Raw genomic sequence first — 21,387 nt, forward strand, 5'->3', positions numbered from 1 at the left:
CTTTTAGTTGCCTGAAAGCATTCCCATAAGAGAAAATGGGACAGAACCAAATGAACACATGTAAACATATAGTGTAGGAGAAACTGTAATAAGACGTTTTGGAGGTGCAATGTTTTTGAGTAAGCCAACCATAGATGATTACTTGGAAAATGGAATATATGGGCAAAAACAAACCAAGCCTGATGAAAGAAGGAAGTTTCTGGGGACCCTGCGAGAGCGGATCGTCATTGCCCTTACCCAAAGCCAGGTGAGGGAAAAGGGAATATATAAGGAAGTTCAGGATCAATTGAAGAAGCATCCTGATGCAAAACTTTTACTGAATGGGAACATGAGCTATACCTTTTTATCTAAATACATCAAGCTTGCCGATACGTATCACGTGTCGTTTTCCATGGTTACCAATAAGGAGATCGAGACGGATATCGGACTCGTCCTCGCTTATGATCATGCCATTGATCAGGAAGAGATCTATGTGAAGAAAAAAAGTGAGAAAGTGATGGAGGCGAAATCAAAGCCAAAGAAAAGCCTATTTTCATCCATTAAAAAAAAGCTTTTCTAATCGTGATGGCCCCTTTGGAAAATCGATAGTTTGAAAAGCCATTTCAAAATCGCTGGGATGATGAACAAAATAAATAAAATCCGGAATAAATGGTATCCGGTAATGATGGAAAGATCTGCGTTGACGGCTTGTCCGACCAGTGCCATCTCTGCCATGCCCCCTGGAGCCATGCTAATGAACGCAGTCAAAAAAGACACATCATGCCAGCGGCTTAATAAAAAGCTGAGTCCCACACAACCCAAAAGCAGGCACAGGGAAGTAAATAACGACCATAAGATGAACTTGCCCATCGAGTTGGATGACGAGAAATTCATCATGAAGCTAAAATAAATACCCAAAGATAATTGAGCCAGGATAATGAACAGTCCTGGCATATGCGGCACCGGCAATTCAGCCACCATGAAGCCGCCGATCACCAGGATCGGACCAAGTAAAGTCGGGGTGGGCAGGTGGATTCTTCTAGCCATGAAGCCTGCTGCAATGGCAATTATGAAAAAAAGGACAAACCCCCAGTGAAAAGAAGGGATCTCAAATTGACCAGTGGCAGGACCCGGACCCGTTTCTCCTCCAGCTAAAAGGGGACTGAACACCAGGAACGGTACCACAAAGATCACCGACAACAGCCTGATGACCTGAAGGATCGTTACAACGGTTAAGTCAATATCCTTCATTTCCTCCCCGAGAGCCACCATTTGGGAAAGCCCGCCAGGTATACTACCGGTAACCGTCGAAGACAAACCGATTCCCGTCATTTTGGACGTAATGTAAGCAAGGACCATACTGAAGGCAATGATCGCAACCGTCATCGTCAGCATGGAAGGAAGCTGAGTAAAGATTTCAATCATCGTTTTCTGACTGAACGACTGTCCGATGGAATAGCCGACGATGATCAATCCAAGATCCCGGAGAAAAGACGGCCAGGCAAGCTCAAACTTTGTCCATTTGTTAATGAGAAAGACAGAAACCATGGAACCGAGAAGCCAGGACAGGGGAAGGTGCAGGAGCGTGAACAGCCCGCCGCCTAACACACCCGCTATGAAGGCTAGTAGAATTGGATGCATTGTGAAAACCCTCTCCATTTACATACTCTATTTAAAGGTAATCAAATAGAGGAAAGGAAGCAAATGGAATGCTTTAGTTCACAGGCAGGTATCGCTCGGGGTCGAGACTGCTTCCTTCGGCGACAATGGCGGTCATACCATCTTCGGATCCGGATTCATGCATTTCACCCTTCTGCCAAAAGACGGCCATGCCCGGTTCCACCATGATTTTTTCGCCCCCTTCGATCCTCACCCATCCACATCCTGACGTGATCATCAGAAGCTGATCGCACATGGCTGGATGCATGCCCAGCACGCTGTTTTCCTCTAAATAAAAATACCCGATTTGGAATGGATCATCAGGCTTCAGTAAAGGATGGATCATAATGTTTTGACTGTTGAAATGATGAATGGATTTTCCGGTCTTTTGTTTGAAACTATATATTTTCATGAAATCACCTCTTTTAATAGATTCGGTTTAGGGGAGGAGGAGTCCTTTATTTGGAAGAGTGAAAAGTGTAGTTCTACCTATTATATATATATGGTGATATATGCGATTAAAAGATATGATCATTTACACAGCGGCGGACATCCTAAAATAGCGTTCCTCACAAAATCCCACCCACCCCCTCATTTCGTGATAGAATAGAGGGAGGTATGGACAAGAATCAGCCATGCCCCTAACAATGGTTATCTCTTGTCATAGTTGCTTTAATGAAGCGAATTTTGGTATTATCTATAGTATTGTGAGTGTTCGAACATATACGGAGGTGAAGAAGATGTCTAGAATTTCTGAAGAGCAGGTAAAGCATGTTGCACACCTTGCACGACTAGCCATCACTGAGGATGAAGCGAAGAAGTTTACGACTCAGCTGGATGCGATCATCGGGTTTGCCGAGCAGCTGAATGAATTGGATACATCGAATGTGGAAGCAACAAGTCACGTACTGGATATGAAGAATGTGATGCGTGAAGATAAGCCTGTTGAAGGCCTGCCACGTGAAGAAGTATTGAAGAACGCACCAGACAAACAAGATGGACAAGTTCGCGTTCCATCGATCTTGGACTAAGGAGGGGACCTCATGTCATTATTTGACCATAAATTATCAGAGCTTCATGAGCTTTTACATAAGAAAGAAGTTTCTGTCACAGATCTGGTAGACGAGTCATACAAACGAATCGACGCCGTTGAAGATAAAGTAAAGGCATTTTTAACACTGGATGAAGAGAATGCCCGCAGTAAAGCGAAGGAAATGGATTCCAAACTGGGGACGGATGAAAGTAAAGGTCTTCTTTTCGGAATGCCGATCGGGATCAAGGATAATATCGTCACAAAAGGTCTTCGTACCACTTGTGCAAGTAAAATCCTTGAAAACTTCAATCCGATTTATGATGCGACGGTCATCAATAAATTACATAATGCCGACACAATCACGATCGGTAAATTGAATATGGATGAGTTTGCGATGGGTTCATCTACTGAGAACTCCGGTTTCCAGAAAACAAGCAACCCATGGAATCTTGAAACGGTCCCAGGTGGATCTTCGGGTGGTTCCGCAGCATCCGTTGCAGCAGGGGAAGTACCATTTTCATTAGGTTCCGATACAGGTGGATCGATCCGCCAGCCGGCCGCATTCACGGGTACTGTCGGATTAAAGCCGACATACGGACGTGTATCCCGTTTCGGTCTTGTGGCATTTGCTTCATCTCTTGATCAAATCGGACCAATCACTCGTAATGTAGAAGACAACGCGTACTTACTGCAAGCCATCGCTGGGCTTGATCCGAATGATTCGACTTCAGCCAATGTGGAGGTTCCGAATTATGCGGAGGCTCTGACAGGCGATGTAAAGGGTCTAAAGATTGCTGTGCCGAAAGAATACTTAGGTGAAGGTGTCGGGGAAGAAGCCCGTCAAGCTGTGCTTGCTTCACTGAAAGTGTTGGAAGGCATGGGAGCGACATGGGAAGAAGTTTCTCTTCCGCATTCTAAATTCGGTGTGTCCACGTACTACTTATTAGCATCTTCTGAAGCATCTGCCAATCTTGCACGCTTCGATGGTGTTCGTTACGGCTACCGTACGCCGAACGCAGAGAACCTTCTTGATCTTTACAAAAAAACACGTGCGGAAGGCTTCGGGGATGAAGTAAAGCGTCGTATCATGCTTGGAACGTTTGCATTAAGCTCAGGTTACTATGAGGCTTATTATAAGAAAGCACAACAGGCCCGTACGCTGATCAAGAAAGACTTTGAAGACGTATTTGCAAAATATGACGTCATCATCGGACCGACAACACCGACGCCGGCTTTCAAAATCGGTGAAAAAATCGATGATCCATTAACGATGTATGCAAACGATATTTTAACGATCCCAGTGAACCTTGCAGGGGTACCGGGCATCTCAGTACCTTGTGGATTCTCTTCAACGGGACTACCACTTGGACTGCAAATCATCGGAAAGCATTTTGACGAAAGCACGATTTATCGCGTAGCTCATGCATTCGAGCAAGCGACAGATTTCCATACAAAAAGACCACAACTGTAAGGGGTGAAATCAATGAACTTTGAACCAGTAATCGGACTAGAAGTCCACGTAGAATTAAAAACGGACAGTAAGATGTTCTCTCCGGCGCCGAACCACTTCGGAGCAGAGCCGAACACAAATACAAACGTGATCGACCTTGGATATCCCGGGGTTCTTCCGGTAGTAAACAAGCGCGCCATTGAGTTCGGAATGAAGGCGGCCATCGCATTGAATTGTGAAATCGCAACGGATACAAAGTTTGACCGTAAAAACTATTTCTATCCGGATAACCCGAAAGCGTACCAAATCTCTCAATTCGACAAGCCGATCGGTGAGAATGGCTGGATTGAAATTGAAGTGAACGGTGAGAAGAAACGGATCGGAATCACTCGTCTTCACCTTGAGGAAGATGCAGGGAAACTGACTCACTCAGGTGACGGTTATTCCCTTGTCGACTACAACCGTCAAGGAACACCTCTGATCGAGATCGTATCCGAACCGGACATCCGTACACCGGAAGAGGCGTATGCGTATCTTGAAAAGTTGAAATCCATCATCCAATACACAGGGGTTTCCGACTGTAAGATGGAAGAAGGATCGCTTCGCTGTGACGCCAATATTTCTCTTCGTCCAATCGGTCAGGAGAAGTTTGGAACGAAAGCAGAGCTTAAAAACCTGAACTCCTTTAACTTTGTGAAAAAGGGATTGGAGTATGAAATCGTACGTCAGGAGAAAGTACTTTTATCTGGAGGCTTGATTCAACAGGAAACGCTTCGTTTCGATGAATCGACTGGTAAAACGATCCTTATGCGTGTCAAAGAAGGATCGGATGACTACCGTTACTTCCCTGAACCAGACCTATTACACCTTCACATCGATCAAGAGTGGATGGACCGTATCCGTGCTGAGATCCCTGAGCTTCCGGATGAGCGTAAAAAGCGCTATGTAGAAGAACTTGGCTTACCTGCTTACGATGCCATGGTTCTGACATTGACGAAGGAAATGTCTGATTTCTTCCAGGATACCGTTGAAGCAGGTGCAGATGCGAAGCTTGCCTCCAACTGGCTGATGGGTGAAGTTTCGGCATACCTGAATGCACAACAGAAAGAACTGGAAGATGTTAAGCTGACTCCTCAAGGACTCGCGGGCATGATCGAGTTGATTGAAAAAGGTACGATTTCTTCCAAGATTGCGAAGAAAGTGTTCAAGGAATTAGTGGAAAACGGTGGAGATCCTGAGCAAATCGTGAAAGACAAAGGCCTCGTTCAAATTTCTGATGAAGGTGCTTTACTCAAGATCGTGACGGAAACGCTGGATGCGAATCCACAATCCATCGAAGACTTCAAGAACGGGAAAGACCGTGCCATCGGCTTCCTTGTCGGTCAAATCATGAAAGCGACAAAAGGTCAGGCCAACCCGCCGCTTGTAAACAAATTATTACTACAAGAAATTCAAAAACGATAATATTTTTCATAAAGCCTCCCGAAAACAATTGGTTTTCAGGGAGGTTTTCCTATGGGGAAGAGGGACGGACCTTGAAATAGTTCAAGGTCCGTCCCTCTTTTTGTTCAAATTTTCCTGATCAGAGTGGTTTTTGCCCATTTTGTGTAGGTCATTTAACCCGAGGTTGGAAAAGGTGAATGTTAGGTCTTTTGGCTCGTTCGTAATGTTGAAGGCTTGTATTATAGTATATCTAATGTTTTAAATAGTTTGAAAATTCTTTCAAAGAGGTGTTGTAATTGAAGAAAAAAGTCGTTGCACTAGGATTGACAGCAGGATTGATGATGAGTCCGGTCTTGGCCTCGGAAGCATTTGGAGCTTCGAATGTGAGTGAAAAGGTGAATTTCAATTCACAGGTAGGGACTCCTCAATTTATTTCGGGTCATTTGACGAAAGCATCTTCAAAGGCTCCGGAAACAGTTGTATTTGATTATTTAACAGACAAACAAAAGACGTTCAAGTTTAAAGGTGATTCGAAATTATCGTTCAAAGTAGTAGAAAAGCAAAAGGATGATCTGGGATTTACATATCTTCGCATCCAGCAAGTATATAAGGGCACTCCTGTTTATGGGGCTGTTCTGACAGCACATGTAAACAAAGAAGGAGTGCTCACAGCTCTATCGGGTGCGCCGGCAGCGAATCTGGATGAGAAACAAAACCTGAAACAAGTGAAGAAACTATCGAAAAAAGAAGCCGTTTCATCAGCTGAAAAGGATCTGGTTAAGGCAGTAGGCAGCCAGCCTGATTATGAATACGCCCCGAAATCCGAATCAGTGATCTATGTGAAAGACGGTGAAGCACATTATGCATATCTCGTAAACTATAATTTCCTGGCTCCGGAGCCTGGGAACTGGAATTATTTCGTGGATGCGGTCACAGGTGATATTCTTGCCAAGGTGAATGAAATTCATGAAGCAGGGAAAGGAGCCGGTAAGCCTGGCGGCGGTGGGGGTGCCGCTGGAGGTACGGACACTGTCGGTTCTGGTAAGGGTGTATTGGGGGATACGAAGTCACTGAATACGTACCTTTCTTCTTCAACCTATTATTTACAAGATCGTACGAGAGGGAATGGGATCTTCACGTATGATGGATCTAACCGTACCCGTCTTCCCGGCTCACTGTGGGCAGACAGCGATAACCTATTTAACGCAAGTTACGACGCAGCTGCAGTAGATGCACATTACTATGCAGGAACGACATATGATTATTATAAGAATACCCATAATCGAAATAGCTATGACGGAAACGGGGCAGCCTTGAAATCGACTGTCCATTACGGCAGAAACTATAATAACGCATTTTGGAATGGTCAACAGATGGTATACGGTGATGGAGATGGATCGACGTTCATTTCATTATCCGGCGGACTTGATGTCATCGCCCATGAACTGACACATGCCGTGACAGATACAACAGCGGACCTGATTTATCAAAATGAATCAGGAGCCATCAATGAATCCATGTCCGATATTTTTGGAACATTAGTAGAATACGATGCCAATAATAATCCTGATTGGGAAATCGGGGAAGACATCTATACACCGAACAAAAGTGGAGATGCTCTTCGCTCCATGTCTGATCCGGCGAAGTACGGTGATCCCGATCATTATTCAGTAAGATACACAGGAACTCAGGATAACGGCGGGGTTCATATCAACAGCGGAATCGGAAATAAGGCGGCATACCTGTTAAGTCAAGGTGGTACACACTATGGTGTGAAGGTGACGGGAATCGGAACGGCCAAGACCGGGAAGATCTATTATCGTGCCCTGACTCAATACTTGACACCATCATCCAATTACAGCCAGCTGCGTTCAGCGGCGGTTCAGGCAGCAACGGATTTATATGGTGCAGGCAGTGCTGAAGTGGCAAGTGTGAATGCTGCGTATAATGCGGTAGGCGTCAACTAAACAGGTAGAAAGGGAGAGAAGGGCTGTCATGGCTCTTCTTTTTTTGTATTTTTACAAGGAAGTACAGTGAGAAATCATCACATTTGCTTCCTTTTGGCCTTCTCCAGGATTTGTTTGGCTAATCGGTAATACGTATCGGCTTCTACTTTCGATTCAGCCCTTTTGAGCTGCATCATATAGTTTTGAAATCGAAGTTTGTCGATTGACGAGACTTTCATCACAATTTTTCGCATAATGGCGCTCCTTTAGTGGACAAAATTGCGTCCAATTATCTATTCTGAATTTTCTGTAAATAATATATAATAATAGTAAATGATTCCAGAGGGTGGATAGAATGTCCTTATTCGAAGTGATCTTGTTGCCAATGTTGATGGGTGGTATTGGGGGCTTAGGACATATTCTGGTTTTCAAAAACGGTCATTTCACTTTTCCGCGAAAATTTATTGATGACCAGGGTGAGAAACATTATCTTTTTGGCTCAACGAAGGATATTATCATAGGCGTTCTGGCAGGGTATCTGTCCGTGTTACCGGTGGTTGATACAGTCCCGATCTGGTATGTGATCTATATCAGTTTATTATCAGGGATCGGGGGAAGTTCCGTCATCACACGAAAAATCGAACAGAATTTAGCAGCGACCAAAGCAACCTATATTCAAGAGCTATCTCATTATCAGCTCGAACCGACCTCTAAGGGAGGATCTCCAAATCATAATGAGGTGAAACCTGTTGGCGAAGTGGAAGAAAAAAAGAATCAAGGTTGAACTGCCACCAGAAGATTATGAAAAAGCGAACCACTATTTAAAGAGGCTGAAGGAGGCAGATAGCCTAGTCGAGCTGGACTACTACTACAATAAAGTGACAAAAATAATTGAGAAATCACAGGATGTCTAAGATGGTTCAATGGAAAGCGTCGTCCTATATCCATTTAATGTAACCGAAAAATGAGAGGATGAAACTGACAATTGAGTCAGCTTTTTTTCTGTCAGGGAAAGATGCAAGAAAGAGATGCCTCTTTCCATACTTACCTATTTCCATCCCCCCCCTGGAAAAATGGATAAGGAGTAGCGGTTTCGCTATTCCTTTTTTTAAATGGAAATGAATCATCTTGGAGCAGTTCATTCGAACCTGTTCACGAAGTTGCTTTTCTTATATTATATTCCTACAGGCATAATCGTACAATTGAAAATTTGAGTAAATCCCATATGACTTTCACTTGTAGATTACGAGAAACATGCCTATGCTAGAGAGAGAATTTCCAAGAAAAGAACACAGTGATTCGACAGGTATGAACCACTGGAGGAGGAAAAAGGATGAACTTGGAACAATGGTTTGATAAAGGAATGACACCGGAAGAATACATAAAAAATATGAGTGCTCATAAAGAAAATACAGAAGCCATCCGGAAGGGCTTTAAGATTCCGCGAGAAGACGTAGATGTGTTGAATCGACTGGGAGAGCAATCTTTGCGCGTGATTGCCATTACGGAGGATTGGTGCGGTGACGCCATGCTGAACATCCCGATCCTTCTTACTGTTGCGGAGGCGGCCAATCTGGACGTTCGGATGATTTTGAGGGACGAAAATCTTGAACTGATGGATCAATATCTCACCAATGGAACGTCGAGAGCGATCCCGATCTTCATTTTTATCGATAAGGAAGGAAAGGAGAAGCTGGTATGGGGGCCGCGAGCTCCAATGGTGAAAAAGATCGTCGATGATGAGCGGGCGAAGCTTCCACCGAGGGATCATGAACTGTTCCCTGAAAAGCAGAAAGAGATGATCCAGCGCCTGACCTCCCAATACATCAAGGATAGAAGGGTCTGGCAGGAAGTATACGAAAGCTTGAAGACGAGCCTAGTTCAAAACGTATTGATGTAACACGATTAAGATGGGGGAGACTTCCGGGACACGTTCCGGGAGTCTTCTTTCATTTAATTCATGGTGATTCATGATGCTCAAAATGAAATGGTCTTAAGTACCCGTTCTGATGGTATTTATTGCCGGTTCACGAATGGGGGGATTCACGTTAATATGATATAGGATGAGGAGTTGAAGCATCATGATTCACCAAAAGACAAATACAATTGTTATAGAAGCGCTAAATAAATTTCCCCATAAAATTCACATTAAATTGGGAGAAATCCTGCGCGAACGAGGATTGACTCAAGGCGATCTTCACCGCTTAACAGGATTAAGAGTGGCTACGATCAATGAGCTAGTGAATTTCAAGAAGAAATCCTTAACAGTGGCCCACCTTGTATCCATTATGATCGCCCTCAGAATTACAGACATTCGTGATCTAATTGAAATAGAATTCGACCAGGAAGTCCAAGACTACTTCAACGAAGAAAATCAACGAATGAAAAACGGATTCACCCCGGACCTCACGAAAACCGCCGAACAAAACGTAAAGCGGATCGCAGCCGGAGCCAACAACTAAAGAACACCACTCAGCAAACGGTCATCTTTGATGACCGTTTTTTTAGGGACGGACCTCTATTCCTTCATGAAATCCCCCTCTAAAATGATAGAAATATAATTTATTATAAGGTTTATCGCGAGTGGAAATAGGATAATTTCATAAAGTAACCGATCAATTAAAGGATTACAAATTATGACGATATAAAGGTTAGCGAGGTCCGTCCCTCGGCAGGAGTTTCCCCTTGGCATACAGAATGTAGTATGTAGGAAGGCTTTTTGTGCAGGCGGCTGTGATGGAGTTGACATGAAATCGTAACGTTCAGCAGAGTGAAAATCAATTATGATAGGGGAAGAGAGTGAATGGAAGTGAATTTTGGTAATGTGACCTCCCGTTACGCTGCGTCTTGTGATGATATTCCGCATCAATTTTTTGATACGTTGAAGGTAAGAGGAATCGTGTGGGAAGGAAGGAAAGTGGCTGAAATTGGTGCAGGTACCGGAGCCCTGACACGAAAGCTTCATAAGCGTGGAGCCGAAGTGATCGGAGTCGAACCTTCTATTGAACTGAGGAAAACGGCCAAGGCATTGGAAAGCAGGCAATACCTCGAGATCCCTTATCTGACCGGCACTGCAGAATCAACGAATCTGCCAGATCACTACTATGATATCACGATGAGTCATAGAAGCTGGCATTTATTCGATCGCCCGAAAGCGATACATGAAATGAAGCGGATTTTGAAGGAGAAAGGAACGTTCATTGTAAGCGATTCAAGCTTCCTTCCAAATCAGGAATTCGTAAAGGATACGATGACGTTTTTACATGAATATATCGGTGAAACCCCGGAAGGAAAAGCTGATCCGGGCAATCAAGTAAATGGATTTCCCGTGGAATGGTTGTTAGAATGGCAGCAAGCCGACTTTACGATCAAAGATTTTTATACATTTTACTATATGGTCGATTTCACCATACAGTCCTGGTGCGAGCGCGTAGGATCCCTTTCCTTGCTCTCTCATTTAAAGGATACGGAGATAGAAGGATTACTGCAGTCATTACATACCTTCTTATCCAGACGTCACGATTCCCTCCATGAGTTTACTCTTCAGCACCAGTTTACAGTCTGCCTGATGAAAAAGTAGAAAGAGTGATCGGATTGGAAGCAGTAAAAAAATATGTGAACTATTTAAATATGGATATCGAGCCCCCTACTTTGAACTACTTACAGCGCTTGATCCAACAGCATCTGATACGGATTCCCTATGAGACATTCAGTAAATTTTATTATTTCTCTGAGGGGGGCTCCTTTGTCCCCTCGTTGGAGACATTTGCAGAAAATCTCCATCTGAAAGGGTGGGGAGGAACGTGCTTTACGCTGAATATTAATTTTGGAAGGTTGCTGAAAAAACTAGGCTTCCATTGTCAATTTGTCAGAGTGAACCCGGGACACCTGGGACTGATGATTTCGATTGATAACCGTAAGCTGTATGTCGATGTCGGTTATGGTTCTCCCATCATGAAGCCTGTGGAGCTCGAGGCGAGACAGAAGCATCTGCTTCACGGATTTGGAGAGGAAATCATCTTTACCCAGAAGGACATCCGTGAGTTCGAAGTCGATCGCCGTTCGAACGGGAAGACGTTTGTAAAAAAGACTATAGAGTGGATACCGCTAGAAGAAGAAGACTTGGAGAGGGACATACAGGCGTCCTATCTGGATTCCGATGACAACATCACCATGAGAAGAATCACCGCCGTCCGCTTCCAGGGGAACCAGTGTTATTTTCTCCGTAATCGGACGTTGAAGGTCATGACCTACCGGAATATCCGGGAGTATCGAATGAAGGATCTGGATAAGTGGAAAGACATTATTGGGGAAGTCTATCATTTTGATATGAAGTCCCTTGAAGAATCCATCCAATTTTTGCGAAAACGGAACATACATCTATTCCCATAACCGTACAGAATATCAGGGTGATATTCTGTACGGTTATTTTTTTGCTTCCCTCCCAGTATAACTCCCCATTTATGAATTCTTTCTGACAATCATGGAACCTGCCCACAACAGGCGTGTGAAATTTCATATTTCATTAGATTTTTCCTGTGAAAAGAGTTATGATATTGACCGGTGGACGATTTGAAAAATCCTGCCTTTTGAACATATTTTGCATGAATAAATTAAATTGGTATATGATGTTAAAAGATGGTATATACATGGACGAGTTTTTTTAATCAATACAGATTAGGATGATGGGTATGAAACGAGCAAGAATAATATACAATCCGACTTCGGGGCGGGAGCTTTTTAAAAAACACCTCGCTGAAGTATTAATCAAATTGGAGCAGGCAGGATATGAAACATCTGTACACGCCACCATTTGTGAAGGGGATGCAACCGAAGCGGCACGGATCGCTGTTGAACGCAAATATGATATCGTCGTCGCTGCAGGTGGGGACGGTACGTTAAATGAAGTCGTGAACGGATTAGCTGAACAGGACTACCGGCCGAAGCTGGGGATTGTTCCGATGGGGACAACGAATGACTTCGCCCGTGCCCTGCACATTCCAAAGGATATCAGCTCGGCCATTGATGTGATTACGAAGGGTGAAACGATCCCGGTCGATATCGGACGCATGAATGAGCGTTATTTCATCAATATCGCCGGTGGGGGAAGAATCACGGAATTGACCTATGAAGTACCGAGTAAGCTTAAAACCATGATGGGGCAGCTTGCTTATTATCTGAAGGGCATTGAAATGCTTCCTTCCATTAAACCGACGGATGTGTCGATCGAATATGATGGTAAGCTGTTTGAAGGACAAGCGATGCTTTTCCTCATCGGATTGACCAATTCCGTCGGCGGCTTCGAGAAACTGGCTCCCGATGCTTCGATCAATGACGGGTTATTTTCTCTCCTGATTCTGAAGAAAACGAATCTGGCAGAGTTTATCCGCATTGCTTCCCTGGCAGTACGTGGAGAGCATGTGAATGATCCGAACGTCATTTACACACAAGCCAACAGGATCAAGATCAAGGCGAAAGAAAAGGTGCAGCTGAATGTGGACGGCGAGCTTGGAGGAGTCCTTCCTGCCGAATTCGAAAACCTGTACCGTCACCTGCAAGTCTTCGTCCCACTTGATAAGATCCGGCCGGAAGATAAAGCAGAATGATAAAAAGGAATGCCGTTGGGGTTACGGCATTCCTTTTTTTTGTATGAAGATTCTTTAGTTAACAAACAAAAAAATGGAAAACGTCAATGGAAATCCGATCAAAAAGCCCCATCCGATCTGTTGTTTATGACGGAAAGGAACCTTCCGGACGATCCAGGACAATAAATGGGCGACAATCACAAAGGCAAAGACCCATATCAGTTGCCCGACGACGAACACAAATAAATAAGCAAGGATCGATTCTTTATTCAGCAAAAGGGATATCCCGAATCCAAAGGTCAAGGTCAGAAAGGTGAGTCCGATCAGTATATAGGGTAGCCACCACCTTCTTGACTTGAGAGCGAATAACACTCCAAGAAAAACATTCCCTACAAGGATAAGGTTTACTAAGAAGTCTGGGTTCATATTTATCTACCTTCTCTTTCTAGAATTGTTGCACATACCATTGTACCCTTTGTAGATCGGATAAAACGCGGTAAGTTTTTACATCCTAACAAGAAAATGTACATTGTGTCTCTTTCTTTTACAGCCTGTTAAATTTTGTATACCCCGGCACTCCCTGACTGTGTTACAGTGAATAAAAAGCATGTCTGATCATGTGCCGGTGAGAAGGAGAATATCATGTATATCGTACATTCAACATTTGTAGTGCCTGATGAGAAGGCAGAGGAAGTCATATCAATCTATCATACCCGTTCAGGTCTGGTAGACAAAGCAGACGGATTCCAACGGTTCCTCCTGCTGCAAAATGAGAAAAAGCCGGGAGAGATCACCGTCCATATGGAGTGGGATACGAAAGAAGATTTCATGAAATGGGTACAAAGTGAAGACTATAAGCGGATTCATGATCTGGAAAAGAAATACCCTGATCAGGAATTGGCATCCATCATCCCGTCCATTGACCGGTATAAAGTGGTGGCGTACTGATGGAAAATAAGTATAAACATGTGATAGATGAAGCCGTTGTGAAACTATACGATCGATACCCGGAATTGGATGAAAAGTTTGGAGAAGCCGGCCGGAAGAAATGCTATGAAGATAATATCCATCACTTCAATTACCTGGAGTCTGCTGCCGATGTAGGTGAATCGAAGGTGTTTTCCGATTATGCCCTCTGGCTGAACAGCGTGCTTGTGAGCAGGGGCATGAAATCCGATCATCTTATCGATAATTTCAAGTGCATCATGGAATCCCTCGAAGAGACCCGTGTCGAAAAGGGTGAAGCCTTCGAGCTTTATCTGAAACAGGCAATCGAATCCATCCAGGCCGCAGACAGGGAAGAACCCGCCTCCTCCTGAACACAAAAAGCATCGGCCCTTCGATGCTTTTTTTCATAGAGAGGGACGGACCTCCATCCATTTCATTCTCCTTCTCCATTTATGGTACAATCAGTAGAGTCTTAAAAAGGAATTCGTAAAGGAAGATACACGTGAGTAAAAAAGCACCCGTTCAAAAAAATGATTATATAGATGAAGCCGTATTCGAGGATTTGACCCATGACGGCAATGGAGTAACAAAGGTCGACGGATACCCATTATTCGTCCCCAATGCCCTGCCCGGGGAAGAAGGCCGGGTCAAAGTCGTGAAAACGAGTAAAGGATACGGGTTCGGCCGACTGTCAGAACGCACGAAAGATAGTCCGTTTCGTCAGGAACCCCCTTGTCCGATCTACAGGGAATGCGGAGGCTGCCAGATCCAGCATATGACGTACGAAGGCCAGCTGAAAGCAAAAGAGAAGAATGTAAAGGACGTCATGCAGCGTATCGGGAAACTTCAGGACGTCCCTGTACATCCGGTCCTTGGAATGGAAGAGCCATGGCGCTACCGCAATAAAGCCCAGGTTCCTGTAGGGGAAAAGGACGGACGGTTTGTAGCTGGTTTCTATCAAAAGCGCAGTCATGAGATCATCGATATGGACAAATGCATCATTCAATATGAAAAAAATGATGAAGTGATCCAGCACGTGAAGGATGTATGTGAAAAATTGGAGGTCCGTCCCTATGATGAGAAAAATCATAAAGGGACTCTCCGCCATATTATGACCCGGACGGCATATACGACGGGTGAGGTGATGGTGGTATTGGTCACGCGGACGCCTGAGCTTCCACATAAGAAGGCGATAGTGGATGCACTTATCGAAAATATAGAAGGCTTGAAATCGGTCGTCCATAACGTGAACCCCAAACGGACAAACGTGATCATGGGTGATACAACCCGCGTCCTATGGGGGGAGGAAGTGATCCACGATTATATCGGGGACGTGAAGTTTGCGATCTCAGCAAGATCCTTCTATCAGGTGAACCCGGAGCAGACGAAGGTGCTTTATGATAAAGCGTTGGAGTATGCCGATTTGCAGGGAGAAGAAACCGTCATCGATGCGTATTGCGGAATCGGTACGATCTCCTTATTCCTCGCTCAAAAGGCGAAGAAGGTATACGGGGTGGAAATCGTTCCACAGGCGATAGAAGACGCGAAGCAAAATGCCGAGTTGAATGATATGACAAATGTGGAATTCAAAGCGGGACCTGCGGAAGTGGTCATCCCCGATTGGTATAAGGAAGGGATCAAAGCGGACGTCCTTGTCGTCGATCCTCCGCGAAAGGGCTGTGATGAAGCACTTCTGAACACAATCCTTGCCATGAAGCCGAAGCGGGTGGTCTATGTATCCTGCAACCCGGCAACCCTTGCCCGTGACCTTAGAATATTGGAAGACGGCGGGTATAAAACAACGGAGGTGCAGCCGGTCGATATGTTTCCACAGACCATGCACTGTGAAGCCGTTGCGAAGATCGAGTTAGTTGAATGAAAAGTGAGGGATGATCACCATGTATCTCACCATTAAAGAAACAGCCGAATATCTGTCCCTCCCCGAATCGTATATTGAAAGCCTCGTGCAGCAAAGGAAGATTCGGGCAGTCCACGATGGAGAACAGTATTTACTATACCGGGATCAATTCAATCAGCATCTTGAGCAAATGGAGAAAATGAAACGACAGCTCGCAGAATATCTAAGTGAACCGATCCCTGAAGATATTGATGTGAAGGATGAAGACTAGTACTGGACGAATCCAGAAATTTTTTTAAGAAATGGAGAATACAATGAACGGACAACAGCGTTCCAATATAAAACCGGGTCTTGAAGTGGACATCGTCCTGAAAAAAGACCAGCGCACAGACAAACTGACTCGGGGGATTGTGAAAGATATACTAACGAATTCCCCCAATCACCCACACGGCATCAAAGTCCGATTAGCAGATGGACAGGTTGGACGGGTGAAGAATATTATTCAGAAATAAGAGGCCGGAGCGGTCTCTTTTTTACTATGTCTTGAAAAGTAATGTACCTAGTACAATTCAATGGGATTGTACCAGGTACAAAAAGTTCAGAATGTACCTGGTGCAAAAAAGTCAGCCCACACAAAAAGACCTCGATCTCCGCAAGGGATCGAGGTCTTTCCATCTTTGTTTAACTAAACAATTGAGGGATGCCTTGGATCAACGAGTAGACACCCATATAAGACATGGCCACGACAATCAGCACACCGAATACGGTCATCCAGATCGGGTGCTTGTAGTCACCGACGATTTTTGTTTTATGGGCGGCAATCAGCATGACACCGAGGGCGATCGGCAGGATCAATCCATTGAGGGATCCGACCAGGATCAAGATGGCAACCGGTTTACCGACAATCACGAACACAAGTGTTGAGATCGTAATGAAACCGACGATCAGCCACTTATGATATTTCTCAAGGAGCGGGCTGAATGTACGGATGAAGGATACCGACGTATAGGCTGCCCCGACAACGGATGAAACAGCGGCAGACCACATGACGATTCCGAACATCTTGTACCCGATATCACCGGCAGCCAGCTGGAATACGGACGCAGGTGGGTTCTTAGGGTCTAATGCAAACCCTTGAGCGACAATCCCTAACGCGGCGAGGAATAGAAAGATTCGCATGATGGACGCGATTCCGATGGCTGATACGGAGCTTTTTGTGATTTCAGGAAGGGATTTTTTTCCTGTTATCCCAGCCTCTAATAATCGATGCCCCCCGGCAAAGGTGATGTATCCACCGACTGTCCCGCCGACCAGGGTGATGATCGCGAGAAAATCGATGGTGTCGGGAGCGAATGTTTTCGTTACGGCTTCGCCGACAGGTGGGTTGGCAGTAAACATGACATATACCGTAAGGATGATCATCAATAATCCCAGGATTTGAGCGAATTTGTCCATCAATCTGCCCGCTTCCTTTACCAGGAAGATCCCGACTGCGACGATTCCGCTGAACAATGCGCCCATTTCAGGTGAAATCCCGAATAGGACATTCGTACCGAGTCCGGCTCCGGCGATATTCCCGATGTTAAAGGCAAGGCCTCCTGCCACGATGAGGATGGCAAGGAAATACCCTAATCCAGGAAGGACATCATTTGCGATATCCTGAGCCCTTTTTTCAGAAATGGCAATGATACGCCAAATATTCAGCTGGGCGCCAATATCGATTAGGATGGAAATTAATATGACGAAACCAAAGCTTGCGGCCAGCTTTTCAGTAAAGACGGTTGTTTGAGTCAGGAAGCCCGGTCCGATGGCGGAGGTCGCCATCAGGAACGCTGCTCCCAGTAATAGGCTGAAATTTGATTTTTTCTTCAAGGGGTTCTCTCCTTTGTTGTGAACTAAGAGTTAAATTTCAAGGCGATTCCTTGCTTCAAATGGTTTAATTGGCGCTCACGATCTATGTATAGCTCCTGCGCCTTTTCATGGGAGATCATGGTGAATGTAATGGATTCCCCCGGCTTCGTTTGAGCAATGAGGGGAAGATCAACGGATGCAATGTATCCTATCCTCGGATAGCCTCCCGTCGTTTGCCGGTCAGCGAGCAGAATGATCGGCTGACCATTCGACGGAACTTGAATCGTCCCAAACACCACTGCTTCCGATACCATATCGAATTCCTCATCAAGATAGAGGGACGGACCTTCAAGACGGTATCCCATCCTGTCTGATTGGGAAGATACTTTAAATGGCTGATTGAAAAACTGTTCGCGGCTCTCTTCGGAAAATAAATCGTACTCCGTTCCAGGGATGGCCCGAATGACTTTCTTCTGGTGATAGGATGAAATGAATTCAGATGATATCGACCAGTCTATTTCCGTGAAGTCACTCTTCTCGACATATGGAAGTAAATAGTCGATCATATTGGCTGATTCTTTGTTGAACGGTCCTGTTTCCAATGTATCGCCCGCCTGAAGGGAACGACCTTTCAGTCCTCCGATTCCCGCCCTTACATATGTGGACCTGCTGTTCATGACTTTTTCGACACGAAAACCTCCTGCAACGGCAAGATAACTGCGGCAGCCATTCGTGCATGCCCCGAACTTAAGGATGCTTCCGGCTTTGATCAAGAGGGATCTCCTTAATGGAACGGGCTTCCCGTCAATCGTCGGAGTTAAATCTCCCCCGCAAATCGAGATCAGGGAAGTTTCCTTAAATTCAAGGACAGGTCCCATCAAGGTGATTTCCAGGGTTGCTTCGTCCACTTCGTTGCCGACGAGAAGGTTCGCAATTTTGTGGGCGAGGGGATCCATGCTCCCACTCACGATGACGCCGTACTTTTGATAGCCGTACCTTCCTAAATCCTGAATGGTTGTCAGGAGGCCCGGTTTGATTATAGTAATCATTGTTCCTCCTCCAATGCTCTATATTCTTCAAGTGAAATCGGTGTGAAGCGTATCCGGTCCCCGGCTTTCAACAGGCTCGGTGAGTCGTTGTTATCAGGCTTGAACAGTTTTAGGGGTGTGCGGCCGATCAGCTGCCATCCACCGGGTGTTTCGATGGGGTATACCCCTGTTTGTTCCCCTGCTATTCCAACTGATCCTGCCGGTATTTTCAGACGTGGGGACTTTCTTCTCGGCGTCGCGATTTCCGGAGACATGCCGCCGATATAAGGGAATCCTGGTGCGAAGCCAATCATGTAAACGAGATAGTCCCCGTTCATGTGTTTGGTGATGACTTCCTCAGTGGATAATTGATGATGGTTGGCGACTTCTTCAAGGTCAGGTCCGAATTCTCCACCGTAGCATACGGGGATATCGATGATTCTTGCTTCTCCTTTTTCTCCGGTTTTCAGGTTTGAAAGCATGTTTTCGATTTCAGAACAGACGACCGTGTATGGAAGTGTGTTTTGAAAGGGTTTGTGAGAATCGGTGAGTTTGATTGGGTCGTAATAGAGTGTGACGGTTGTGAAGGCCGGGATATATTCTACCAGCCAGTCGAATGATTGGGTTTCGATTAGATTTGTTACCGCTTTCACCAGGTCGTGCGTTTCTTGTTGGATCGAGCTGCCTAATTGGATGACGACGGCGTGGTCGCCTAATGGGCGTAACGTATACTTCAAAGAATGACCTCCATTCATGGTTGTATATTTATAAGGAGTAAAAAGTAAATATGTATGAGTGGCCGCGCAAATAAGATAATTCAGAAAGTTTGGCCATGTTGTTATTATAGTATAATTCTTTGTGTTTTCAATAAAAGTATGGGAATTAGCTGAATATTTGAATGGATTATGACTTTGAACCTAGTGTGTTTTTTGGCTTATTCGAGTGAAACGTTCGTTTCACTCGCCTTTCAGCTTATGCTGAAAGGCCGGGGATAGGGGGACAACCGACAGGATAAAATGAATTTTCTCCTGTCGGTTGTCCCCCTATCCCCGGAATAAGCCAAAAAAACAGTAAAGAATTATTTTCTCCATAATAGTGAATGTAGTCTCGTTGTTACTATTTGCATTCTGTTAAAAACTTACACATTTCCGTTGTTTTAATTCGTATCGCAATTGTGTTTTATGTGCTATTATTTAGTAATCCGAAATAATATCCCCATCTGCTGGTGGGGTTTGATAGATGGGAAGGGAGGTTTGTTTATGAAGGTGAAGGATCCTTTATGGACGAGGTCTTTTATTATGTTGATGGTGGGGAATTTGTTTGTGTTTATGTCGTTTCAGATGTTGATTCCGACGCTTCCTCCTTATATTAAATCGATCGGGGCTTCAGGGCTTGAGATTGGATTGGTGACGACGCTGTTTTCAATCGGGGCTGTGTTGAGCCGGCCGTTTATTGGGTTTATGCTGGAATACAGGGACAGGAAGCCGCTTGTCTTGATAGGGGTGATCTCGTTACTCGCGATTACGGTGATTTATCCATTGTCGAGTGTGGTCTTCATCTTTTTATTATTCCGCTTTGTGCACGGGCTCGCTTGGGGCTGGTCCACAACTGTCAACGGAACGGCAGCCGTCGATGTGGTGCCTAAATCCCGATTGGGAGAAGGGATGGGGTATTACGGCTTGTCGATTACAATCGGGATGATCATCGCCCCGAGTCTCGGAATCTATTTATTCCAGGTGACGACGTTCACGAATCTGATCATCACATCAAGTGTACTGGGTGTCATCGCGATTTTCTTATTGGGAATCGTTCATTATCAGACGCCTAAAGTGGTCAAAGAAACGAAGAAAGAAGATTTGAAGTTTTCCTATCTTGGTTCATTAGTCGAAAAATCCAGCTGGTTCCCGGCTTTCATTACCATCATGGTGACATTTGGATACGGATCGATTGTAACATTCATCGTTATCTTCGGGGAAGAACGCGGAATACAGCATATCTTCCTGTTCTATTTATGTAATGCGATCATGGCGTCCCTATCCAGACCGATAGCAGGGAAGTGGTTTGATGAACGGGGACCAAAGGGGCTAGTGCTATTCTGTATCGTCGTGACGTTTATCGGTATGTGGGCACTGTCTTTCGCCCATTCCGATTTACTGATCGTCGTAGCGGGACTTCTTTTCGGAGTTGGATTCGGTTCACTCATCCCTACCCTTCAATCCTGGACATTGTCCATGACGCCGGATCATAGACGTGGAGTGGCGAACGGCATGTTTTTCTCTTCCATCGATCTTGGTATCGGGTTGAGCGGCTTGGTATTCGGCGTGCTGGCTCAGTATGTCGAGACGGGTGTGCTTTTCCAAATTTCCAGTCTGTTTTTACTCATTGCCCTCGTAGTGGCGATTTTTGAAGGCAGGAAACAAAAAAAGCTTGTCCATCAGACTTCCGCATAGTTTGATGGGAGAATAATAGTGGTAAGTATAAAGGACTATCTATTTTGGAGGGGCAGCAAAGCCTTTCGTAATGGATAGTCCTTTCTTCTGTAATAGAAGTAATTCCATTGAATCACGGCAGAAAGTATCAATCGGAAAATGAAAAGGAAATGAAATT

The 21,387-nt window shown here is 44.9% G+C and carries 25 protein-coding genes; 18 read left to right on the forward strand and 7 right to left on the reverse strand.

Annotation, left to right across the window (positions count from 1 at the left end; translation table 11 throughout):
• The first annotated feature begins 115 nt into the window (after positions 1-115).
• Complete coding sequence (locus tag BVI01S_RS12395; protein ID WP_244886933.1) at positions 116-559, forward strand: YueI family protein; 444 nt, start codon at positions 116-118, stop codon at positions 557-559.
• Here the strand turns inward: BVI01S_RS12395 and BVI01S_RS12400 are convergent.
• Positions 556-1,620 (reverse strand): AbrB family transcriptional regulator, encoded by a 1,065-nt coding sequence (locus BVI01S_RS12400; RefSeq protein WP_061810362.1) that lies wholly within the window; start codon positions 1,618-1,620, stop codon positions 556-558. The genes BVI01S_RS12395 and BVI01S_RS12400 overlap by 4 nt on opposite strands.
• Before the next feature lie 73 nt (positions 1,621-1,693).
• On the reverse strand, positions 1,694-2,050 hold the full coding sequence (locus tag BVI01S_RS12405; RefSeq protein WP_061810363.1) for a cupin domain-containing protein: 357 nt from the start codon (positions 2,048-2,050) through the stop codon (positions 1,694-1,696).
• A gap of 328 nt (positions 2,051-2,378) precedes the next feature.
• Between BVI01S_RS12405 and gatC the strand changes: the two genes are divergently transcribed.
• The 4 genes from gatC to BVI01S_RS12425 all read left to right on the forward strand — a co-directional run bounded on the left by gatC (position 2,379) and on the right by BVI01S_RS12425 (position 7,531).
• Positions 2,379-2,669, forward strand: a complete 291-nt coding sequence (gene gatC, locus BVI01S_RS12410) for an Asp-tRNA(Asn)/Glu-tRNA(Gln) amidotransferase subunit GatC (protein WP_034760864.1) — start codon at positions 2,379-2,381, stop codon at positions 2,667-2,669.
• Between the two features lie 12 nt (positions 2,670-2,681).
• Complete coding sequence (gene gatA, locus BVI01S_RS12415; RefSeq protein ID WP_061810364.1) at positions 2,682-4,142, forward strand: Asp-tRNA(Asn)/Glu-tRNA(Gln) amidotransferase subunit GatA; 1,461 nt, start codon at positions 2,682-2,684, stop codon at positions 4,140-4,142.
• A gap of 12 nt (positions 4,143-4,154) precedes the next feature.
• Positions 4,155-5,585 (forward strand): Asp-tRNA(Asn)/Glu-tRNA(Gln) amidotransferase subunit GatB, encoded by a 1,431-nt coding sequence (gene gatB / locus BVI01S_RS12420; RefSeq protein ID WP_034760868.1) that lies wholly within the window; start codon positions 4,155-4,157, stop codon positions 5,583-5,585.
• A 317-nt stretch (positions 5,586-5,902) separates the two neighbouring features.
• Positions 5,903-7,531, forward strand: a complete 1,629-nt coding sequence (locus BVI01S_RS12425; RefSeq protein WP_061810376.1) for a M4 family metallopeptidase — start codon at positions 5,903-5,905, stop codon at positions 7,529-7,531.
• Between the two features lie 77 nt (positions 7,532-7,608).
• Here BVI01S_RS12425 and BVI01S_RS22545 read toward each other — a convergent pair whose 3' ends face one another.
• The gene (locus BVI01S_RS22545; protein ID WP_156030059.1) at positions 7,609-7,764 is read right to left on the reverse strand and encodes a hypothetical protein; all 156 of its coding nucleotides are present in this window, start codon (positions 7,762-7,764) and stop codon (positions 7,609-7,611) included.
• Positions 7,765-7,865: 101 nt separating this feature from the next.
• Between BVI01S_RS22545 and BVI01S_RS12430 the strand changes: the two genes are divergently transcribed.
• The 7 genes from BVI01S_RS12430 to BVI01S_RS12455 all read left to right on the forward strand — a co-directional run bounded on the left by BVI01S_RS12430 (position 7,866) and on the right by BVI01S_RS12455 (position 13,116).
• Entirely contained in the window at positions 7,866-8,294 is a 429-nt protein-coding gene (locus BVI01S_RS12430) for a DUF4257 domain-containing protein (RefSeq protein ID WP_034760872.1), read from the forward strand.
• Positions 8,260-8,424, forward strand: a complete 165-nt coding sequence (locus tag BVI01S_RS22550) for a hypothetical protein (RefSeq protein ID WP_156030061.1) — start codon at positions 8,260-8,262, stop codon at positions 8,422-8,424. The genes BVI01S_RS12430 and BVI01S_RS22550 overlap by 35 nt, the downstream gene beginning before the upstream one ends.
• 419 nt (positions 8,425-8,843) lie before the next feature.
• Positions 8,844-9,410, forward strand: a complete 567-nt coding sequence (locus tag BVI01S_RS12435) for a thioredoxin family protein (RefSeq protein WP_034760873.1) — start codon at positions 8,844-8,846, stop codon at positions 9,408-9,410.
• A gap of 181 nt (positions 9,411-9,591) precedes the next feature.
• Positions 9,592-9,972 carry a helix-turn-helix domain-containing protein gene (locus tag BVI01S_RS12440; protein WP_034760875.1) on the forward strand — a complete coding sequence of 127 codons (381 nt, stop codon included), beginning with the start codon at positions 9,592-9,594 and terminating at the stop codon, positions 9,970-9,972.
• Positions 9,973-10,313: 341 nt separating this feature from the next.
• The gene (locus BVI01S_RS12445; RefSeq protein ID WP_061810365.1) at positions 10,314-11,090 is read left to right on the forward strand and encodes a class I SAM-dependent methyltransferase; all 777 of its coding nucleotides are present in this window, start codon (positions 10,314-10,316) and stop codon (positions 11,088-11,090) included.
• A 14-nt stretch (positions 11,091-11,104) separates the two neighbouring features.
• Positions 11,105-11,902, forward strand: coding sequence for an arylamine N-acetyltransferase (locus BVI01S_RS12450; RefSeq protein ID WP_244886935.1), 798 nt, complete (start codon positions 11,105-11,107; stop codon positions 11,900-11,902).
• 299 nt (positions 11,903-12,201) lie between these two features.
• Positions 12,202-13,116, forward strand: a complete 915-nt coding sequence (locus BVI01S_RS12455; protein ID WP_034760879.1) for a diacylglycerol kinase — start codon at positions 12,202-12,204, stop codon at positions 13,114-13,116.
• A gap of 54 nt (positions 13,117-13,170) precedes the next feature.
• Here BVI01S_RS12455 and BVI01S_RS12460 read toward each other — a convergent pair whose 3' ends face one another.
• Complete coding sequence (locus BVI01S_RS12460) at positions 13,171-13,521, reverse strand: hypothetical protein (protein ID WP_061810366.1); 351 nt, start codon at positions 13,519-13,521, stop codon at positions 13,171-13,173.
• A 216-nt stretch (positions 13,522-13,737) separates the two neighbouring features.
• Between BVI01S_RS12460 and BVI01S_RS12465 the strand changes: the two genes are divergently transcribed.
• The 5 genes from BVI01S_RS12465 to BVI01S_RS12485 all read left to right on the forward strand — a co-directional run bounded on the left by BVI01S_RS12465 (position 13,738) and on the right by BVI01S_RS12485 (position 16,413).
• Positions 13,738-14,043, forward strand: coding sequence for an antibiotic biosynthesis monooxygenase family protein (locus BVI01S_RS12465; RefSeq protein WP_061810367.1), 306 nt, complete (start codon positions 13,738-13,740; stop codon positions 14,041-14,043).
• A complete protein-coding gene (locus BVI01S_RS12470; protein ID WP_061810368.1) occupies positions 14,043-14,414 on the forward strand; it encodes a hypothetical protein in 372 nt (123 codons plus the stop codon). Before BVI01S_RS12465 ends, BVI01S_RS12470 begins: the two co-directional genes overlap by 1 nt.
• 131 nt (positions 14,415-14,545) lie before the next feature.
• Positions 14,546-15,922 carry a 23S rRNA (uracil(1939)-C(5))-methyltransferase RlmD gene (gene rlmD / locus BVI01S_RS12475; protein ID WP_034760886.1) on the forward strand — a complete coding sequence of 459 codons (1,377 nt, stop codon included), beginning with the start codon at positions 14,546-14,548 and terminating at the stop codon, positions 15,920-15,922.
• A gap of 19 nt (positions 15,923-15,941) precedes the next feature.
• Positions 15,942-16,172: an excisionase family DNA-binding protein gene (locus BVI01S_RS12480; protein WP_034760887.1), complete on the forward strand. Its 231-nt coding sequence runs from the start codon at positions 15,942-15,944 to the stop codon at positions 16,170-16,172.
• A gap of 43 nt (positions 16,173-16,215) precedes the next feature.
• The gene (locus BVI01S_RS12485; protein ID WP_060671570.1) at positions 16,216-16,413 is read left to right on the forward strand and encodes a YwbE family protein; all 198 of its coding nucleotides are present in this window, start codon (positions 16,216-16,218) and stop codon (positions 16,411-16,413) included.
• A gap of 169 nt (positions 16,414-16,582) precedes the next feature.
• On the opposite strand, the gene BVI01S_RS12490 is transcribed toward BVI01S_RS12485, so the two are convergent.
• From BVI01S_RS12490 to pxpB, 3 genes are all read right to left on the reverse strand, one after another.
• Positions 16,583-17,725, reverse strand: coding sequence for an NRAMP family divalent metal transporter (locus tag BVI01S_RS12490; protein WP_439951111.1), 1,143 nt, complete (start codon positions 17,723-17,725; stop codon positions 16,583-16,585).
• Between the two features lie 71 nt (positions 17,726-17,796).
• Positions 17,797-18,801, reverse strand: a complete 1,005-nt coding sequence (locus BVI01S_RS12495; RefSeq protein WP_061810370.1) for a 5-oxoprolinase subunit C family protein — start codon at positions 18,799-18,801, stop codon at positions 17,797-17,799.
• Positions 18,798-19,517 carry a 5-oxoprolinase subunit PxpB gene (pxpB, locus tag BVI01S_RS12500; protein WP_061810371.1) on the reverse strand — a complete coding sequence of 240 codons (720 nt, stop codon included), beginning with the start codon at positions 19,515-19,517 and terminating at the stop codon, positions 18,798-18,800. Before pxpB ends, BVI01S_RS12495 begins: the two co-directional genes overlap by 4 nt.
• Before the next feature lie 522 nt (positions 19,518-20,039).
• Between pxpB and BVI01S_RS12505 the strand changes: the two genes are divergently transcribed.
• On the forward strand, positions 20,040-21,230 hold the full coding sequence (locus BVI01S_RS12505; RefSeq protein ID WP_034760895.1) for an MFS transporter: 1,191 nt from the start codon (positions 20,040-20,042) through the stop codon (positions 21,228-21,230).
• Positions 21,231-21,387: the final 157 nt, after the last annotated feature.

Origin of the sequence: Rossellomorea vietnamensis NBRC 101237 (genome assembly GCF_001591825.1) — a bacterium.
In the GTDB taxonomy this organism is placed as follows: domain Bacteria; phylum Bacillota; class Bacilli; order Bacillales; family Bacillaceae_B; genus Rossellomorea; species Rossellomorea vietnamensis.